10 protein-coding genes and 1 pseudogene are annotated in these 16,816 nt (G+C 62.0%); 9 read left to right on the top strand and 2 right to left on the bottom strand.

The window, feature by feature from the left end; all coding sequences use genetic code 11:
* Positions 1-121 precede the first annotated feature (121 nt).
* The 7 genes and pseudogenes from BCS36_RS11610 (at position 122) to BCS36_RS11580 (ending at position 6,501) form a co-directional block, all read left to right on the top strand.
* Entirely contained in the window at positions 122-2,122 is a 2,001-nt protein-coding gene (locus tag BCS36_RS11610; RefSeq protein WP_291303053.1) for a cytochrome c-type biogenesis CcmF C-terminal domain-containing protein, read from the top strand.
* An 18-nt stretch (positions 2,123-2,140) separates the two neighbouring features.
* A pseudogene (locus BCS36_RS11605) lies at positions 2,141-2,764 on the top strand (ATP-binding cassette domain-containing protein); the annotation flags it as partial.
* Positions 2,765-2,967: 203 nt separating this feature from the next.
* On the top strand, positions 2,968-3,645 hold the full coding sequence (locus BCS36_RS11600) for a heme exporter protein CcmB (protein WP_291303052.1): 678 nt from the start codon (positions 2,968-2,970) through the stop codon (positions 3,643-3,645).
* Positions 3,645-4,337 (top strand): cytochrome c biogenesis protein, encoded by a 693-nt coding sequence (locus tag BCS36_RS11595; protein ID WP_291303051.1) that lies wholly within the window; start codon positions 3,645-3,647, stop codon positions 4,335-4,337. The genes BCS36_RS11600 and BCS36_RS11595 overlap by 1 nt, the downstream gene beginning before the upstream one ends.
* Positions 4,338-4,409: 72 nt before the next feature.
* Positions 4,410-4,547: a CcmD family protein gene (locus BCS36_RS11590; RefSeq protein WP_291303050.1), complete on the top strand. Its 138-nt coding sequence runs from the start codon at positions 4,410-4,412 to the stop codon at positions 4,545-4,547.
* Positions 4,540-5,235, top strand: coding sequence for a hypothetical protein (locus BCS36_RS11585; protein ID WP_291303049.1), 696 nt, complete (start codon positions 4,540-4,542; stop codon positions 5,233-5,235). The genes BCS36_RS11590 and BCS36_RS11585 overlap by 8 nt, the downstream gene beginning before the upstream one ends.
* A gap of 465 nt (positions 5,236-5,700) precedes the next feature.
* Positions 5,701-6,501: a tetratricopeptide repeat protein gene (locus tag BCS36_RS11580; RefSeq protein WP_291303048.1), complete on the top strand. Its 801-nt coding sequence runs from the start codon at positions 5,701-5,703 to the stop codon at positions 6,499-6,501.
* Here the strand turns inward: BCS36_RS11580 and BCS36_RS11575 are convergent.
* Positions 6,498-6,779 carry a hypothetical protein gene (locus tag BCS36_RS11575; RefSeq protein WP_291303047.1) on the bottom strand — a complete coding sequence of 94 codons (282 nt, stop codon included), beginning with the start codon at positions 6,777-6,779 and terminating at the stop codon, positions 6,498-6,500. The genes BCS36_RS11580 and BCS36_RS11575 overlap by 4 nt on opposite strands.
* A 236-nt stretch (positions 6,780-7,015) precedes the next feature.
* Between BCS36_RS11575 and BCS36_RS11570 the strand changes: the two genes are divergently transcribed.
* Both BCS36_RS11570 and cls read left to right on the top strand, forming a co-directional pair.
* On the top strand, positions 7,016-12,406 hold the full coding sequence (locus BCS36_RS11570; protein WP_291303046.1) for a 7TM-DISM domain-containing protein: 5,391 nt from the start codon (positions 7,016-7,018) through the stop codon (positions 12,404-12,406).
* Positions 12,407-13,123: 717 nt separating this feature from the next.
* On the top strand, positions 13,124-14,542 hold the full coding sequence (gene cls / locus BCS36_RS11565) for a cardiolipin synthase (protein ID WP_291303045.1): 1,419 nt from the start codon (positions 13,124-13,126) through the stop codon (positions 14,540-14,542).
* A 605-nt stretch (positions 14,543-15,147) separates the two neighbouring features.
* Here the strand turns inward: cls and BCS36_RS11560 are convergent.
* Positions 15,148-16,746, bottom strand: a complete 1,599-nt coding sequence (locus BCS36_RS11560) for a sensor domain-containing diguanylate cyclase (RefSeq protein ID WP_291303044.1) — start codon at positions 16,744-16,746, stop codon at positions 15,148-15,150.
* Positions 16,747-16,816: the final 70 nt, after the last annotated feature.

The raw sequence follows: 16,816 nt of genomic DNA, 5'->3' as shown, positions 1-16,816 counted from the left end.
AAAGCCGACAGTTTCCCAGGCCCGGCACAGTGCCGGAGAGTAAGCGCATGGGGCCAGCCCTTCCGTGAACGGAAGCGCGCGGCCCCGCATTACGGCCTCAGAGCCTTGTAAAAGGAGTCCCATGTACGTTTTTGCCTTTGCCCTCCTTCTGTTGGCCCTGCTCGCCTCTCTGGGCGGCGGCGGCCTGGCCCTGCTGCAATTGTGGCAAGGACGCGAAGACTCCCTGCGTATTGTGGAAAAAGCCCATGTCGTGATCAGCGGCGCGCTGCTGATCGCCTCCGCCATTCTGCTGCACGCGCTTTTCTGGTTTGATTTTCAGGTGCAGTATGTGGCCAGCTATACCGACCGCATCCTGCCGGTCTTTTACCGCCTGACGGCCTTCTGGGCCGGGCAGCCCGGCTCCATGCTCTTCTGGGCGCTGGCCGTCGGCGTCAGCGGATCCCTTTTCGCCTGTACGCGCGCGTTCAAGAATCTGAGCGGCTCCACCCGCCTGTGGTACTGGACGTTTTTTTATTCCATCATGGGCTTCTTTGCCCTTATCCTTACCAGCTGGAGCAATCCCTTCATGCTGCAAAGCCCCGCCCCGGCGGACGGCAACGGCCTGAATCCCCTGCTCCAGAACCCCGGCATGATCATCCATCCGCCGCTGCTGTTCCTTGGATACGGCGGCTTCACCATTCCGGCCTGCCTTGCCCTGGCGCAGGCGCTTTCGGGGCAGGCGTCCGTTGAAGGCGCGTGGTACCGCATTTCGCGTCCGGCCATCATTTTGGCATGGCTGTTCCTGACTTCCGGCATCGTGCTTGGCGCGTGGTGGGCCTATATGGAACTCGGCTGGGGCGGCTACTGGGCATGGGACCCAGTGGAAAACGCCTCCCTCATTCCCTGGCTCATCGGCTCGGCCGCCCTGCACACCCTGATTATTGAAGACCGCCGCAACAAGCTTGGACGCGTCAACGTGGCCATGATGGCCCTGACCACGGTTTCGGCTTTTTTTGCTACCTACCTTGTGCGCAGCGGCATTATTGACTCCGTTCACGCCTTTGGCGACGGCGGTGTGGGCACGCCCCTCACCTGGTTCGTCCTCGCCGGGCTTGTGGTTTCCCTCTGGGTGCCCCTGATGGCCCCCAAGCAGGGCCGCCCCCTGTCTGGGCTGGACAGCCGTGAAGGCTTCCTCACCCTGGTGGCCTGGGTGCTGCTCGCCCTGGCAGCCATCATTCTTGTGGCCACCATGTGGCCTGTGATCAGCAAGCTGTGGGCCTCGGCCCCGCGCGGGCTGGACGCCAACTTCTACAACCGCGTCTGCCTGCCCCTGGGCGCAGTGCTCATGCTCATGATGGCTACCTGCCCCTGGCTTGGCTGGGGCGGCGGCCTGCGCAACAAAACAGCCTTTTTCAGCATTTTGGGAGTTTTTGTGGTCAGCGGCGCGGCCATCTGGTTTATGGGCTATCGCCAGCCCACGGCTTTGCTGGGCGCGGCTTCGGCCATCGCCATTGTTACGGGAATGCTCTTTCAACTGGCCGACAAGGCCGTGCGTCGGCAGCCCAACACCCTTGGCGCTCTCGGCGCGCACCTGGGCATGGCGCTCATGGCTCTGGGCATTGCCTTTTCCGGCCCGTACAAGCAGGAACGGGACATGCACTTTACCGTGGGGCAGTCACAGACGCTGGCTGGCTACACGGCGACCCTGCTGGAACTGAACGAAGGCGCGCGCCCCGGCTACGACTATATTGCCGCCCGCATCCGCGTTGTGGACAAGGACGGCAAGGAGCTTGGCATTGTGGCCCCGGAACGCCGCTTGTACGAAAAATTCGGCACCATGCAGTTCTCCGAAGTTGACGTGATCCCCAGCTTTGGCAATGAAATTTATGCCTCGCTGCTGGGTCTGGACGAAGATTCGCACGTTGTTGTGAAGCTCAGCGTAGAACCCTTGGTCAACTGGCTGTGGATTGGCGGCGCCATCATGAGCATTGTGCCCCTTGTGGGGCTGCGCCGCCGCAAGCAGGCCAGCGCCGCCGAGGCCGCTGAACTGGCCGAGGGCCTGGACGAAGAGGACGGGGATGAAAGCGGAGAGACCACAGGCGCAGCCAGCGCCGGCTCCGCAGGCAGGAACAAATCGGCCTAGTCCGCCGGAGTGCCGCCAGTGCTGGAGCTTGTGCGCGTTGCCAAGACCTACGGGGTCAAGGTCATCTTCAAGGATGTGAGCTGCGCTTTTGCGCCCGGCAGCGTTTCTATGCTGGTGGGGGGCAACGGCGCGGGCAAAAGCACGCTCATGCGCGTCATGGCTGGGCTTTCGCGTCCCAGCGCGGGCGAAGCCCGGCTGGCGGACAACGTCCGTGTGGGCTATCTCGGGCACGCCACGTTCCTGTATCCCGGTCTTACGGCTCTGGAGAACCTTGCCTTCTGGCGCGACGCCTGCGGCCTTGCGCTTTCACGCAAGGACATCATGGCCGCCCTTGAGCGCGTGGGGCTTGAAGCGCACGCGCAGGAACGGGCCGGGATTTTTTCGCGCGGCATGGCGCAGCGCCTGAATCTGGCCCGCATACTCATGCAGGAACCCAACCTCCTGCTGCTGGACGAGCCGGGCACAGGCCTTGACGCCAACTCGCTGGCTCTTTTGCGCCGTGAAGTAGTTGAAGCCCGGTCGCGCGACGCCTGCGTCATCCTTATCAGTCATGATCTTGCGGGCGACGCGCCGCTGGCGGACCGTCTGCTGGCTCTGGACGGACGCAGGCTGGCCTATGACGGGCCGCCCGCAGGCTACACAGCGGGCGCAAGCGCCGCACCGGACAATGCCCCTGACGGCGCCCCGGGCGACGCCGCTGAAAAAGCCGCTGCCCAAATGGCGCACGACGCAAGCGCCGCACCGGCAGGCGACGAGCATGAAAGTGGGCCTGAAAGCGGGCAAGAAAACTCCCGCAGCGGCAAAAATTCCGGCACAGACGGCGACACGCCGCAGGGAGGCCCGCAGTGCTGCGCCTGACCCTGGCCATGGCCCGCAAGGACCTTTCCCTCACGCTGGCGCGCGGCAGCGGTCTTGTGCAGGCCCTGCTGCTCGGCCTGCTGCTGCTCTTTGTTTTCAGCCTGTCGCAGGGCGTGGGCGAACGCATGACGCCGCAAAGCGCGGCTGCCGTGTTCTGGCTCAGTTCCGCCTTTTGCCAGGTGCTGATCTTCAATCAGCTGTACGCGCTTGAAGAGGCCAACAACTCCCGCCTGGGCCTGCTGCTCTGCCCCGCGCCCATCCAGGCCGTATGGCTTGGCAAGGGCTGCGCCGGGCTGATTTTGCTGCTCTTGGCCCAGATCATATTTTTGCCCGCGGGCGTGATCTTTCTTGGGCAGGAACTCAGTGGTCCCCTGCCGCAGGCTTTGGCCGCCCTGGCCCTCACGGACGTGGGCATGTGCGCCATGGGTTCCCTGCTGGGCGCTCTGGCTCAGGGGCAGGCCGCGCGCGAATCGCTGCTGAGCATTGTGCTTTTTCCTTTGCTGACGCCCCTCTTGCTGGCGGGCATAAGCGTGGGGGCGCAAGCCCTTGGCGCGCCCAGCGCCGACGGCCCCGGCATTTGGCTTGGGGTGGCGGCGGCTTTTGACGCCGTATTTTTAGGGGCCGGGCTGCTGCTGTTCGGCCATATCTACGCGGGAGACGAATAATGCCCAAATTTTCTGCGCTGCCGCAGCTGCTGGCCCTTCTGGGCGGCCTGGCTTTCGCCGCCTGCCAGTGGCTTATCTATGCCTATGCCCCAGTGGAGCAGACCCTGGGGCTGCCGCAAAAGATTTTTTACGTTCACCTGCCTCTGGCCTGGTGGGCGCTCATGAGCTTTTTTGTGGTGTTTCTGGGCTCGGTAGCCTATCTGTGGCGTCGCAATCCTGCCGCTGACCGCCTGTGCGCCGCCGCCGCCGAAACGGGCGTGCTGCTGAGCGGGCTGGCGCTTGTCACCGGCATGCTGTGGGCGCGCCGTTCGTGGGGCGTCTGGTGGACGTGGGACCCCCGCCTCACAACCACCCTCATCATGTGGTTCATCTACGCAGGCTACCTTGTGCTGCGCGGCCTCGACCTGCCGCAGCAGCGCCGCAACGTGGTCTGCGCGGTGGTGGGCGTTGTGGCCTTTCTGGACGTGCCTCTGGTGTTTTTGTCCGCCCGCATCTGGCGCTCCATCCACCCTGCCGTGTTCGGCAACAAGGGCGGCGGCCTGGAGCCGGAAATGCGCCTGACAGTCATAGCCTGCGTGATTTCTTTTGGCCTGTTGTGGGCCGGGCTGGTATGGATTCGCAAACGCCAGCTGGACCTGGCCGCGCGCCTTGACGCGCTGCAGCAGAACAGACTGATGCAAGAAGGACTGTAACCGCGCGGCCCGCAGGATGCCGTGCAAGCGATCGCTGCGCGGACGCGGGTTCGGGCCTTCCCCGGAGGATATATGGATACCCTGACCTGGATTATCATGGCCAATGCCGCCGTGTGGGTTGGCCTTGGCGCGTACCTGGCCTTTATGGGAGCGCGCCAGCGCGCCCTTGCCGCACGTCTGGCCCAATGGGAGATTATCAATCATGACTGACAGCCCCAAGCGCACCACCTCTTCGCGCGCGCTTATTCTCTTGCTGGCCCTTGGCCTTGTGGCCATGCTGGCCTCTTCGCTCAAGGAGCGCTTTGAAAGTCCCGGCCTTACCGAGCAACGGCGGCCCGGCCCGTCGGCCCAGGCGGGCGGGCAGGAAGACGACGCCCAGCAGATCGGCAAGCTCATGCGCCAGATCGCGGAAAATCCCAATGACAGCACCGCCATGATCCACCTGGTGGAGCACCTCATCGGCGCGCAGAACTGGGACGCGGCTGAAACCTTTGCCCAGCGGGCCGTAACGCTGGATGCAAGCAACTCCAAGCCGCTGTACCTGCTTGGCGTCATCATGCACAACCAGGGGCGCAACAAGGAAGCCGCCGAAGCGCTGGAAAAAGTGCTCGCCATCAAGGACGAAGCCTCAGTGCGCTACAGCCTGGGCGTGCTGTACATCTATTTTCTTGAAAACCCTGCCAAGGGCATAGAGCATCTGACGGCCGGTCTTCATGACCCCAAGGCTTCCGATGAACTCAAAAAGGCCATCATGCAGGAGCTGGAAAAGGCCCCGAAGCCCGAGCAGAACGCCACGGCAGCGCCAGCCAAGGCAGCGCCTGCAGCTGGCGAAAACGCCAAGGCCAAAAACGCAGACAAGGCCGCCAAGTCCAAGGCCCCTGCCAGCAAAAACCAATAGAGCGGTCTGGCGCGGAGCCTCCGCCGCCGTGCCCTGCCATTGGGCTGCAAGAGCCATTGTCGCAATGACCGGCATGCCGCTCTAAAGCAGTTTGCCTTTGAAAATTGCTGCACGCGGGTCAACGCACTGCACGCTGATGTGGATTCGGCCAAAATCGCATTTTCGGCAGAACGACGCCTTGAAATGCGAAGCCTTGCGAAGTTGATCTGATCCAGACGCACAACTATGGGCAAGCCCCCAGCGCATACAGAAGCTGTGGGCTTGCCTCTTTTTTTTACTGGTTGTACCTTTTATTGCAAATATTGTGGTCTTCAAGCCGCAACAACTTCGCCAACCGGCAAAAATACCGCCTGTATCCGCCGCCGCTTTGGCCCAGGCATATTTTCATGTGACCCAACCGCCCAACTGGCGTTAGCACACCCCGGAAGCAGCCGTTTCCGGCGCAAAATGCTCCAAGAGGTTTTCATGGCCCGTCGTAAAAGCAAGAGCAAGAGTTCACCCGGCACTGCGCACGAGCAGGCCCCTTCACAGGTTACGCCCACCAGCGCGCCCCTGCCCGGCACACGTCCAGCCCCTCAGGCGGCCCCCACGGCCCACGCCAGGGAAGCACAGCAGGATGCTGGCCCAACAGCCCCTACAGGCATGGTCCGCAAGGGCACCTTTATCATGGGCGTAGGCTTGGCATTGGTGCTGGGCCTGTATGTGGGCAGCCTGATACCATCCATGCTGCACGGTTCCGCCCAGCAGCCCATGCAGCAGCAGGCCGCCGCCCCCGCCGCGCAGGCTCCAGCGCAGGCTCCCGAAGGTGCACGCCCCGCGCCGCAGGCCAGCATGCCGCAAATGACGCCCGAAGTGTCCGCGCACATAGGCGAACTGGAAAAAGCCCTGCTGGACAATCCCCGCGACGCCTCGCGCTGGGCCAGCCTGGGCAATCTCTATTTTGACACGGGGCAGGCGCAAAAGGCCGTCTCGGCGTACGAGCGCTCCCTGTCCATTGAGCCCGCCAACGCGCATGTGCTCACTGACCTTGGCATCATGCAGCGCGAACTGGGCCAGTTCGACAAGGCCGTGGCAAGCTTTCGCAAAGCTTCGTCCCTGCAGCCCGACCTTGAAAATGCCATGTTTAACGAGGGTGTTGTGCTGTACTATGACCTCAAGCGCAAGGATGAGGCCGAAATCGCCTGGAAGCGCCTGCTGAAGGTGAACCCCGGCGCGCGCGCGCCTGACGGCAAACCCGTTTCCGAACTGATACAGCATTTGCATTAGAGCATTTTGCCTTTGCAATAAGGTGTACGCTCTAACACGGCACGCAAGCGCCGCGCGCCGCAACGCGGCGCGAAATCTGCCGTAAAGGACATTTCCGGCAGAATGAACGCCTTGGCATGTAAAGCAGCAAAGAGACGCTGATCCAGAGCAATGTACTTTTTAAATTGCTCTGACGGCTGCGGGAGCAGACGTTTGCTGCAAAGGCGCAAGCGCAATTTGTCTGCGCGGTTAAACGCCGCAGCGAGCGTGCCTTGAACTATGAGAATGTATATTCTCATAGTTCATCTGATCCAGATCAGTATACGAGTGAAATGAGCTAACTGCTCTGCAAGGATTTTCCTGAAAATCCTTGTCACTAAATGCGCGTAGCGGGCTTTTGTCTGCCGCACACAAGCATTTCAAGTGTTAAATGCTCTACAGTTGCAGGCGCGGCGCGCAGCCGCTCCTCCAACTTCAAAACATGCCCTTGCAGGGGCATGGTCGCATACAGCCCGAGGATACAGGCGGAATTACCATGACACATACTCCCACCGGCCTTCATTCCGGCAAGAACCTCACCGATGCGCGCCAGTCCCGACGTGGTCGCGGCGCGGCTGCACGCTTCTGCGCCACGCTTCTGTGCCTGATTGTCCTGGCCGCGCTGCCGGGCGCGCTCAGGGCCGCGCCCACCGAGGCGCTTCTTTCGCCGCCGCCTGTCAGCGCGCAAAAAGTCATGGTGCCGCCCCTTCTGCTGACGCCCAACGCTCCGCTCTTGCCCAAGCTTCAGTACTTTATCGACCAGACAGGCACTATGGACGTGGAGGAAGTGGCAAGCCCCGCCAATGCCAGCGCCTTTCAGCCCCTGCAAATGAAAAATCTGCCCCGCGCCGTGGGGGTCATGTGGCTGCGCTTTACCCTTGCGCCCCTGCCGCAGGGCGCAAAAGCCGGGGCCATGCTGCTGGACATGGGATCAAGCGTGCCCGACGGGCCTGTCCTTTACGAGCCTCACGCCAATCCCCTCACGGAGAACGTCGAGTGGCGGGAAATTGTCCCGACGCAGCGCGCCGTGCTTCTGCTGCCCGAGGCAACCAGCGAACCCCTGACCTGCTACATACGCCTTGACGGCCTGCCGGGTCTGTGGTTTGAGCCCATGCTGCGCACCCCGCAGGACGCCGCCAACAACTGGGGCAGCCTTTCGGGCACAGCGGCCATTCTGGCCCTGGCCGTGGTCATGCTGCTCTGCCTTTTGCGCGGCCTTTCCGAAAAAGGCCAGTGGCGCGTGTGGACAGCCCTGTACGTGGCCGCTGCCCTGGCCCAGGCCATCATGGGCATGCCCGCCTACGGCTCAGGGCGCATCACCATGATGGAGGCCGCCGCCGTGCTCAGCCCCGGCGTGGCCCTCATGCTGCTGCCCCACGTGGGCCGCCATCTTTTGCGCGCCAAACAGCGCTCACGTCTTCTGGACGCGCAGTTCGTGCTGCTCTCCCTGCCGGGCGCGGCGCTGGCGCTGCTGCCCCTCATGCCCGGCTTCGGCTGGCTCATACGCTATCTGGCCCTGTGGCCCATGTGCACCCTGCTCTTTGTGCCCAGCGCCATCGGCGGGGCCATCATGGGGCTTGGCGGGGCACGGCGCTTTCTGCTGGGCTGCCTGCTGCCGCCCCTCTTTGTGACCGCCGGAGTTCTGGGACTGGACAGCGGATATGCCGCCAACCTTATGGCTTCGGCCCCCCTGTGGGGCACGGCTCTGAGCGCCCTTATCATCGCGGGCACGGGCGCGCCGCGCGACATGGCCCAGAGCGGCGCGGGCGAACGCGGACGCAAGAAGGGCAAAAAAGACGGTTCGCTGCCCGGCCTGGATGGGTTTGGCGGGCTTGGCGGCCCGGCCATGCCCGATTTTTCCGGTGATGGCGCGGCCCTTATGATGGAAGACGGGGCCATAAACCTTGACCAGCCTCTGGATGATCCCAATCTGCGCCTGCTGCCGCCCACGGCCAGCGCTGGCGGCAATGCCTGGAAGCAGTCGCGCGAAAACGCGCCCCTGGGCACGCCCATCGAATCGGAAATGTCCTGGGACGGCGCAACGGCAACGCGCCCGCAGACCGGCGCTCCCGACGCCAACGGGCGCTCCGGATTTGCCAGCACTGATCCCGGCCTGTGGGAAAACGCCCTGCGCGCGCCCCTTGACCGCCTCATGCGCGAAGGCGCGGCCCTGGGCAACTGCGCCCTGCCCCCGGCAGTGCGCCAGTACGCCGAAAACATGCTTCAGGCCGCGTCCGATCTGGCTCATGTGATAGATAATCCAGGCAAAAGCCTTGAGCAGAGCCTCATTGGCGAAACCCGCAGTCCTTTCAACCTCCAGCATCTGGTGCGTGAGGCCCACGACGCCGTCAGCGCCACGGCAGAAAATGCCGGTATTGGGCTCGCCTGGTACATGCCGCCCCAACTCGGCCACATGTACGAAGGGCAGGCGCAAACCCTGCGCGAAACCCTTTGCATGCTGCTGGAAAGCGCCGTGCGCGCCACTTCGCGCGGGGCCGTGCATCTTTCGGTGCGGCGTGTGCCCGAGAGCGCTGACCCCGGCCACCTGTTGTTTACGGTAACGGATACCGGCACGGGCCTGCCGCCGCGCAACCGCTCCACACTTGCCGTGACGCGTGCCTGGGAACTGGCCGGGACCAACAACTGCTACCTCAATGTCGAATGCGGCCCCCAGGGCACGACCATTTCCTTTACCCTGCGGCTCAAGCCCCTGGAGCACGAGGCCACCGCGCCGGAGACCCGTCACGGGCATGTGGCCATTGTGGCCGACAGGGCCGTGGAGCGGCAGGACCTGGCCCACATGATCGCGGCCCTTGGGCTGCAAAGCACAGAGGCCCGCACCATGCGCGAGGCTCTGGAACTGAACAGGGAAACCCCGGCCCTTCTGCTGGTGGTGCACTCCCCCATGGATGGACCTGCCGAGGCCGATGTTCTGGAGCGCTTCAAGAATCAGGCTCTTGAGGCTGGCCTGCCCTTTTTCAAGGCTCTGGCCATCACTGCCGATGACAGCCGCTGGGACGCCCTGGCGGAATCCGGGTACACCCATGCCCTGCTGGAGCCTGTGGAACGGGCGGCCTTTGCCCTCACCGTGCGTGAACTGTTTGAAGAAGCCGGATTCGCGCTTAAGGACGATGCCGCGCCAGAAGCCGCAGCCGACGCCAGCGCGACGGAAACGCCGGAAGACGGCAGCCATGCGACCCCAGCCGGAGACGTGCCCCCTGCCCACGCGGCTGACGATGCCTTCCCTCCTGAAGCCTCCTCTTCCATCCTGCCCGATCTCTTTGGCGAAGCTACCCAGTGGAAGACTGCCAGTGAAGATGCCTCACGTCTGCCCGACCTCTCGGCCCTGCCGCAGATTATGGACATGACCGACCAGATGCGCAAATCCGTTCAGTCCGTTCCGCCCGAGGCCGAGGTTCCCGTGGCTGAACCGGAGGCCGCCGTGGCTGAGGCCGCCATGCCCGAACCGGAGGACGATCCCGACGAGGCGGACGATCTGGATACCGCCATGGTGGCTGACGCCGGGGCTCTTCTGCCTGACATGGCCCCCCTGCCGGAACAGCCGGAAGACCCCGCTGATCCCGACATACCGGATCTTTCCAACATCGATTCCCTGCAGTTGCCGCTTCCTGGCATTGCTGGCCGCACGCATGCAGATGGCCCAGGCAACGGCAGCGAAAAAATTTCCGTCAATACGGATGCGGACCTGGGCGTTGCCCTGGACGATGACCTTGGCGTCGATATGGGCGTCGATATGGATGCGGGCCAGGACGCGGATATGGCTGCGAGACTGGACGTTGACCTGGATACGGAAATGGACGCCGAGCCACATGTCGCGCCGGATGTCGAGCCAGATGTGGAGCCAGACGCTGAGCTGGGCTCTGGGCCGGACGCCGCACAGGCTGCCGAGCCCACACCCACTGAATCTTCAGATGCCGCTGCATCTGAAGATGCCAGTGCCCCGGATCAGGTCAATGATGACGACTTCAGAGCCGCAGCAGGGCTGGAAGGCCCCCAGTGGGACGGAGACGCCAGTCCCGCGCCTGAACGCTCTGCCGCATGGAACGTGGCTGCAAACGCCCTTTCCGGGCCAGAACAGGCCATAACAGATGACGCTTCGGCGCAACAGACTTCTGACGCCCCGGCTGACGACACCGGACCTGAGAAAGGGACGGATATTGCGGAACAGAGTAAAGATATGATGGCCAGCCCTGTGATGGCCGAACCCATTCAGGACAAGCCCACTTTGGCTGAACCCGTGCAGGCTGAACCCATGCAGGACGAATCCGCGCAGGACGACTCAGCCGTAGGCGCGCCAACCGCAGGCGGCCCCGCATTGTCGCAAGCGGACGCCGCAACGCCCGAAAGCGCGGCGGAAGATGCCATTGCGGGCGCGTCCACAACGCAAGTCGCCACGGCTGAGGGTGAGGCTTCCGACGGTGAGTCCCTGCACGAAGGGGCCTCCCTGGTTCAGGGCGGTGTTCTGGCCGGGCCTTACGCCGCGCCGCAAACAGAGCCGCAAACGGCGGCAGACGCGTCACCGGCCCCGGCCGCCAGCCTCGCTGCCGCCATAAGCAATTCCGCCTCCAATGCGGGGCAACCCGTCATTACGGTTCAGGGCAAGATTGGCGAGGCCATACTCAGGCCGGTCAACGCGCCCCTGACGCCTGCCGCGTCCGCCGCAACCCCTCTGCACAAGCCGAGCAGTGAACAATCCGCCAGCCCGCAGGGCCAAACGTCGCCGCAGGCCCGCACAGCCGCAGACGCTGGCAGACCGCAATCCGCAAGCCCTGAAGAATACCTGGATCGCAGTCTGCCCGCTTCCGGCGCGGCGCTGCACGAAAACCTGAGATGGGGCGACGAATGGGTGGGCGACCCCATGCCCATTGGCACGCCAACTCCTGCGGGAACGCGCGCCGCCAACGCTGATGCCGGGGCTTCCGCCGCCCTTTCTCCCACAGGCAGTGAAGCCGCCGCGCCACGCGACTACGTGAGCCCCAGCCTGTCCGGTCCCGGCGAATGGGTAGGCGAACCCATGCCCGTTTCGCCAAAGCCTGCGGCAAGCGCAGACCATTCTGCACAGGCCGCAAACCTGACGCCTGCCATGCGACTGAAAACTCCTGGCAATGCGGTTACCGGGGCCAGCGGCCAGATGCCGGAACCCGCTGCCACCCCGGCGGCAAAACCTCTGGGGGCTATCCCCTGGCCCAAGCCCGGACAGTCTGAAACAGAACGCAAAAACGCCGCCACGGTTTCTGCGGAACCTGTGCAGGCCGCGCAGAAAACCAGAGAATTGCCGCGCACGGCAACCGGCAGGCTCATACTGAAACTTTTGGGCAATGTGGCGTCTACAGAACCGGCTGCCCGGCCCGTGCCGCCCACCGGCGACGCAAACGACACAAGCGCGGCAGTTGCCCAGCGCCCCACAGCGACACGGCAGGCTGGTTCCGACGCTGAATCCTCCATCGTGGACTTCATCGCGGGAGCCGCAGCGCCTGCCCCCGCAGAGCAGACATCGGGCACAAGGGACGACGCAAGGATCCCGGCGCGTCCTGCCGCGCCCACAGCGCCCTCCGCGCCTTCGAGGGCGGCTGCGCAACCGCCAGTTGATACAACTCTTTTGCAGATGCTGCACCGTCTGGACGCCGCCATGGAGGACGCACAGCGTGCGTACAAGGGCCGCAACTGCCGCATTGTTGGCGAAGCCGCTCGACGCATCGCCAGTGATTCCGATGCCTTCGGCCTCCGCGTGCTGGCACGTATGGCCAGTTGTGTGGAACGTGCCGCCAACGCCAGCGACATGAACGCCCTGCGCGACCTTTTGCCCGAACTGGCAGTGGCTGTTGAGCGTAACCGCATTACCCTCAACCCGCGCAATCAGGGTTAGAACAATGTTACGGTGAAGTGCTTTGTGGGGGAGGGACCCTTTTACAAAAGGGTCCCTCCCCCACGCCCCCTCCCCCCTAAAACTTTTATTGTATTTTAGTTTCAGGAATTTTAGAGGCAGCGCCTTTCGGCAGCACAGCATATCGAAGGTCACGAGCTCTACCCCTGTACACGGGTGCTGCGCGCGCTGCGTGGCGGGTATTCTGGCAAAAATCGTATTTTTCGACAGAATCCACCGTTGAAATATGAAGCATTTCATGGGGACTCTGATCCAGGCGCTACCCTTTGGGAATGAACATTTCTGATGGCACGGCATATCTGTTTCCGCGCAAGCGCAGCATGTCTGAGCCCGCAGCGCTGAAGCGGACGGCGCGGAAACATTGAGAATTTACATGCCAAGCGTTGACCAGCGCTAAAACATTTTGGGCCTGCTGTATGGCACACGGTGGCGTGTGCGTTGATGCGCGCCGTGCCGTGCGCCCCACCGTGCGGGGCGGGATGCTTTTCGACAAAACGCCCGCAGTACGCTGCCGTCGCCCGCCGCTTTTTCCAGAACCGGGTTTGCACCGCCCTGCCGGGCTGCGCGCTGCCCATAACTGCCCGTATCGGGCAGGAGCATGGCGCGGGCCCGCCAAGCGCGCCGCCACTTTTTTCTATTGCCCACAGGCGGCAGGCGTCACTGACCTGCGTAGAAAAGCGTAAATAAAAAGGATGTCGCATGATTATAGGAGTGCTGGAAACAGTGGCCATTGTGGCCATACATATCCTGTCATGGATTGCCGTCTGCCATGCGCTGCTGACCAAGCACGACCCGCGCGCGGCATTGGGCTGGACGGTTACAGCCCTGCTGCTGCCGCTGATCGGCCCGATTTTGTACGCCACCTTTGGCATCAGCCGGGCTGAAAGCCGCGCCAGCCGCATCATGCGGCGTCAGGAACCCCTTGAGCCGGACTACGCCCACCCGCCTTTTTCCGAAAATCCGCCGGAAACCGTGCCCGAGTACATCATCAGCATGGAAAAAATAGGCCGCCACCTTACGGAACAGCACCTCTCCGGCGGCAACAAGCTCACGATTCTGCACAACGGCGACGAGGCCTACCCGCAAATGCTCGCGGCCATACGCGAAGCCAAGGAGCAGGTCTTTCTCTGCACCTATATTTTCAATGCTGGCAAGGTTGCCACGGAGTTTGGCGACGCCCTGACCGAAGCGGCAAAGCGCGGCGTTGATGTTCGCCTGCTGGTGGACGGCATCGGCATGCTCTATTCCTGGCGCAAACCCTGGAAAAAACTGGCGGAACACGGCGTTCATGTCGCCATGTTTCTGCCGCCGCGCCTTTTTCCGCCGAACTTCAGCATCAATCTGCGCAACCACCGCAAGATGCTCGTTTGCGACAATACCGCCTTTACCGGCGGCATGAACATTTCCGATGACAACATAGCCGCCGGAAAGACCAAGTACGTGCAAGACGTGCACTTTCATTGCCAGGGGCCCATTGTGGACCAGTTGCGCCGCGCCTTTCTGCTCAACTGGGGCTTCTGCACGAGCAAATACTCGCCCCTGCCCCCGGCCAGCGGCCTGCCGGTTGGGGAGAGCCATTGCCGCATCATTATGGACGGCCCCGGCTCCGAAGCGGACATGCTCAACGATGTTTTTTGCGGCGTCGTCAACGCTGCCCGCCAGTCTGTGCGCATCATGACGCCCTATTTTCTGCCCACGCACGGGCTTGTGGCGGCCCTTCGCAGCGCGGCCCAGCGCGGTGTGGACGTTAAGGTGGTGCTGCCCGCCAAAAACAACCTGTTTTACGTGCACTGGGCGCAGTTTCGCCTGCTGCCCACCCTGCTTGAGGCTGGCGTGCGCGTCTGGTATCAGCCGCCGCCCTTTGCCCACACCAAGCTGCTCACCGTGGACTACTATTACAGCCAGGTAGGTTCGGCCAATCTGGATACGCGCAGCCTGCGCCTCAATTTTGAACTGAATATGGAAGTGTTCGACCCGCAGTTTTGTGACGGCATCGCTGCCCATATTGACGATGTCATCAGCCGCAGCACCGAATTCACAGCCGACAAGCTGAAAACCCTGTCCCTGCCCGTCAGGCTGCGCAATGCCGCCTGCTGGATATTCTCGCCGTATCTTTAGAATGGAATGCTTTGTGGTGAGGGATGCTTTTGCAAAGGCTCCCTCCTCACCGCCTCTTACCACTGAAATATTTAGTGTTTTACTACGCCTGGCAGAGTTTTGGAGCAGGTTGCCTTTGAAAAGGGTAAACGCTCGTTCGCTGCACGGGTGTGCGCCCACCCCTTGCCGCTGCGCGCCACGCAAAAATACAGACAGCCCGGTTTTCCGGGCTGTTTTACGTTGTATCATGGATGGTTACAAAGAATGGCACGAAGGCTGGCGCGCTTGCGGGGCAGCGTGCCCCATGCGGAAAGCCGGGCTGACGGACCATAATGCCGCTGGCAGCCTCTGGGTTTGGGGACGGCCAGCGCAGGCCTGCGGCCAGTGGCCCCAAATGCAGATGGGCTGACAGTGGGAAAAGGGGCGCGGCGGTTCGGACGTTTATGGCGGTTCGCGGGCAGGGTTCGGACGGTTCCAGTTCGTGCGGGCCAATCGGGCGGGCGCTTTTGCCAGCTTTTTTTGCGTTTTTTCAGATTATTGCGGTCAGTTTGCTCTGGCGCTGGCTGCGGGCGGCCCATCGGCAGCCATATACGCGGGCAGCGGGGGGAGGGGAGGCACTGATTCCTCTAGACTGAGCTTACGCTGGACATGACGCAGTTTCTTTTCAGCTTTTTGCCAGCGTAAAGATAAAAATCCGCTTCGTTGATGAGGGAATCAAAGGTTTTACCCTGAGAATATTCCACTACGCCCAGGGTTATGGTCATAGTGATGGTAATGTCGCCGTCATAGATGGTCGTGCTTTCCACAGCCTTGCGCAGGGCCTCTGCCAGAACCAGACCTTCGTCCAGCGAGAGCGAAGGGGTAAGGATAAGAAATTCCTCGCCGCCCCAGCGCGAGGCGCTGCCCTCCGGGCGGAGATGCTGCCGAAAAATCCCCGCAATGGCCTTGAGCACCTTGTCGCCAGTGTCATGCCCGTAGGTGTCGTTGATGGACTTGAAGTGGTCAATGTCGGCCAATACGAGGCAAAAATTGAGCCCCTCGCGTTGCGCCCGCATAACCTCCTGCTCAAGCCTCTCATACATGGCCCGACGATTGAGCAGCCCCGTGAGAAAATCGCTGTAGGCAACGCGCTGCAATTCCTGGTAGGCATGGTCCAGCTTGTTTTTTTCTTCGCGCAGCGCGGTCTCGTCTTCTCTGAGCTTGTCTATAAAAAGATTGATCATGCCGGTCAGCCTGCGCTCGAAAAGGAACATCATGCCAAGGTACAACAGACTGATGACAGAAATGATCTTGGCATACGATGAAATCTGGTTGCTGAAGGCATTGTTGAAATCAGTTTCACGTTTCGCCACAATGCTCAGCATGTCGTCAGTGTGTATGCCCGTGCACACAATCCAGTCGAAAGGTTTGTAAAGCCGGGCATAGGCGAGTTTTTCGCTCATCTCTTCAGAATTGAGCTTCTTGAAGACATAGGAAAAAAAGACGCTCCCGTACTTGAGCACGCCTTCAAGCTCCTCCTTGTAGGACAGGTTGCCTGCGGGGTCTGCGGTTTCCGTGGACAGCAGCACCTCCTCATCCCCCTCCATAGAGGGGTGCACGACCCGAACGGCATAGCCCGGCCCGCCGCTGTAGTCGCGGATGCCGTTAATCCACACATACTGGTTAAGCGGAAAATGCAGGCTGCGCACAATGGCTATGCTGCGCTTCTTGGCGATGCTGTCCAGGGCCTCCCCATTGGCAAAAATGACAATTATACGGTTGTCGGCGAGGTTGCCCACGGCCCATACAGGGAACTCTTCCGAGGGGCCCTGCTGCGCGTGCTTGAAGGCCTCAAGCAGCTGGGGCACAAGAGCCTCCTCATCAGTCCAGAGGATCTTCTGATTTTCGCGGTCGTACAGCGCAAGACCAATGCCCGCATTATGCAGCGCAAACCTTGTGGTGCGTTTGGTCACCTTTGGGTCAAAACCGTTTATAATATCGGCAGTGTTCATTTTCAGAGTAGTCAGCAGGGCGCATTCGGCTTCGGCCAATGTCTGATACTCTGTGTACACCGTCTCGCGAATGACCTCGATTTCGGCAATGATCCTTTCAACCCTTTCAGCAAGGGCGTCTTTTTTTTCACCAAATATGCGGGCCTTCGATTCGGCCACCATCGTATCAAACTGTTTGCGCACCGATATGAAATAGGGCACCGACAAGGCCACCGACAAGGCCAGCAGCGCCACGAAGCTTGTTGCGTAATAGAATATTCGAATCTTCCTTCTTGCCAGTCTTTCCATTCACATGACCTTGATG

Source organism: Desulfovibrio sp. MES5, from assembly GCF_002237645.1.
Lineage (GTDB): Bacteria > Desulfobacterota > Desulfovibrionia > Desulfovibrionales > Desulfovibrionaceae > Desulfovibrio.
Note: the sequence above shows the minus strand (reverse complement) of the source record. Positions and strands in the feature narration are given on the sequence as shown.

What these genes read in the sequence shown, in the direction of transcription:
- BCS36_RS11575 (WP_291303047.1), bottom strand. Translation starts at nt 6,779, where the DNA reads ATGAGAATATACATTCTCATAGTTCAAGGCACGCTCGCTGCGGCGTTT.
- BCS36_RS11590 (WP_291303050.1), top strand. Translation starts at nt 4,410, where the DNA reads ATGGATACCCTGACCTGGATTATCATGGCCAATGCCGCCGTGTGGGTT.
- BCS36_RS11580 (WP_291303048.1), top strand. Translation starts at nt 5,701, where the DNA reads ATGGCCCGTCGTAAAAGCAAGAGCAAGAGTTCACCCGGCACTGCGCAC.
- BCS36_RS11570 (WP_291303046.1), top strand. Translation starts at nt 7,016, where the DNA reads ATGACACATACTCCCACCGGCCTTCATTCCGGCAAGAACCTCACCGAT.
- BCS36_RS11595 (WP_291303051.1), top strand. Translation starts at nt 3,645, where the DNA reads ATGCCCAAATTTTCTGCGCTGCCGCAGCTGCTGGCCCTTCTGGGCGGC.
- BCS36_RS11610 (WP_291303053.1), top strand. Translation starts at nt 122, where the DNA reads ATGTACGTTTTTGCCTTTGCCCTCCTTCTGTTGGCCCTGCTCGCCTCT.
- cls (WP_291303045.1), top strand. Translation starts at nt 13,124, where the DNA reads ATGATTATAGGAGTGCTGGAAACAGTGGCCATTGTGGCCATACATATC.
- BCS36_RS11585 (WP_291303049.1), top strand. Translation starts at nt 4,540, where the DNA reads ATGACTGACAGCCCCAAGCGCACCACCTCTTCGCGCGCGCTTATTCTC.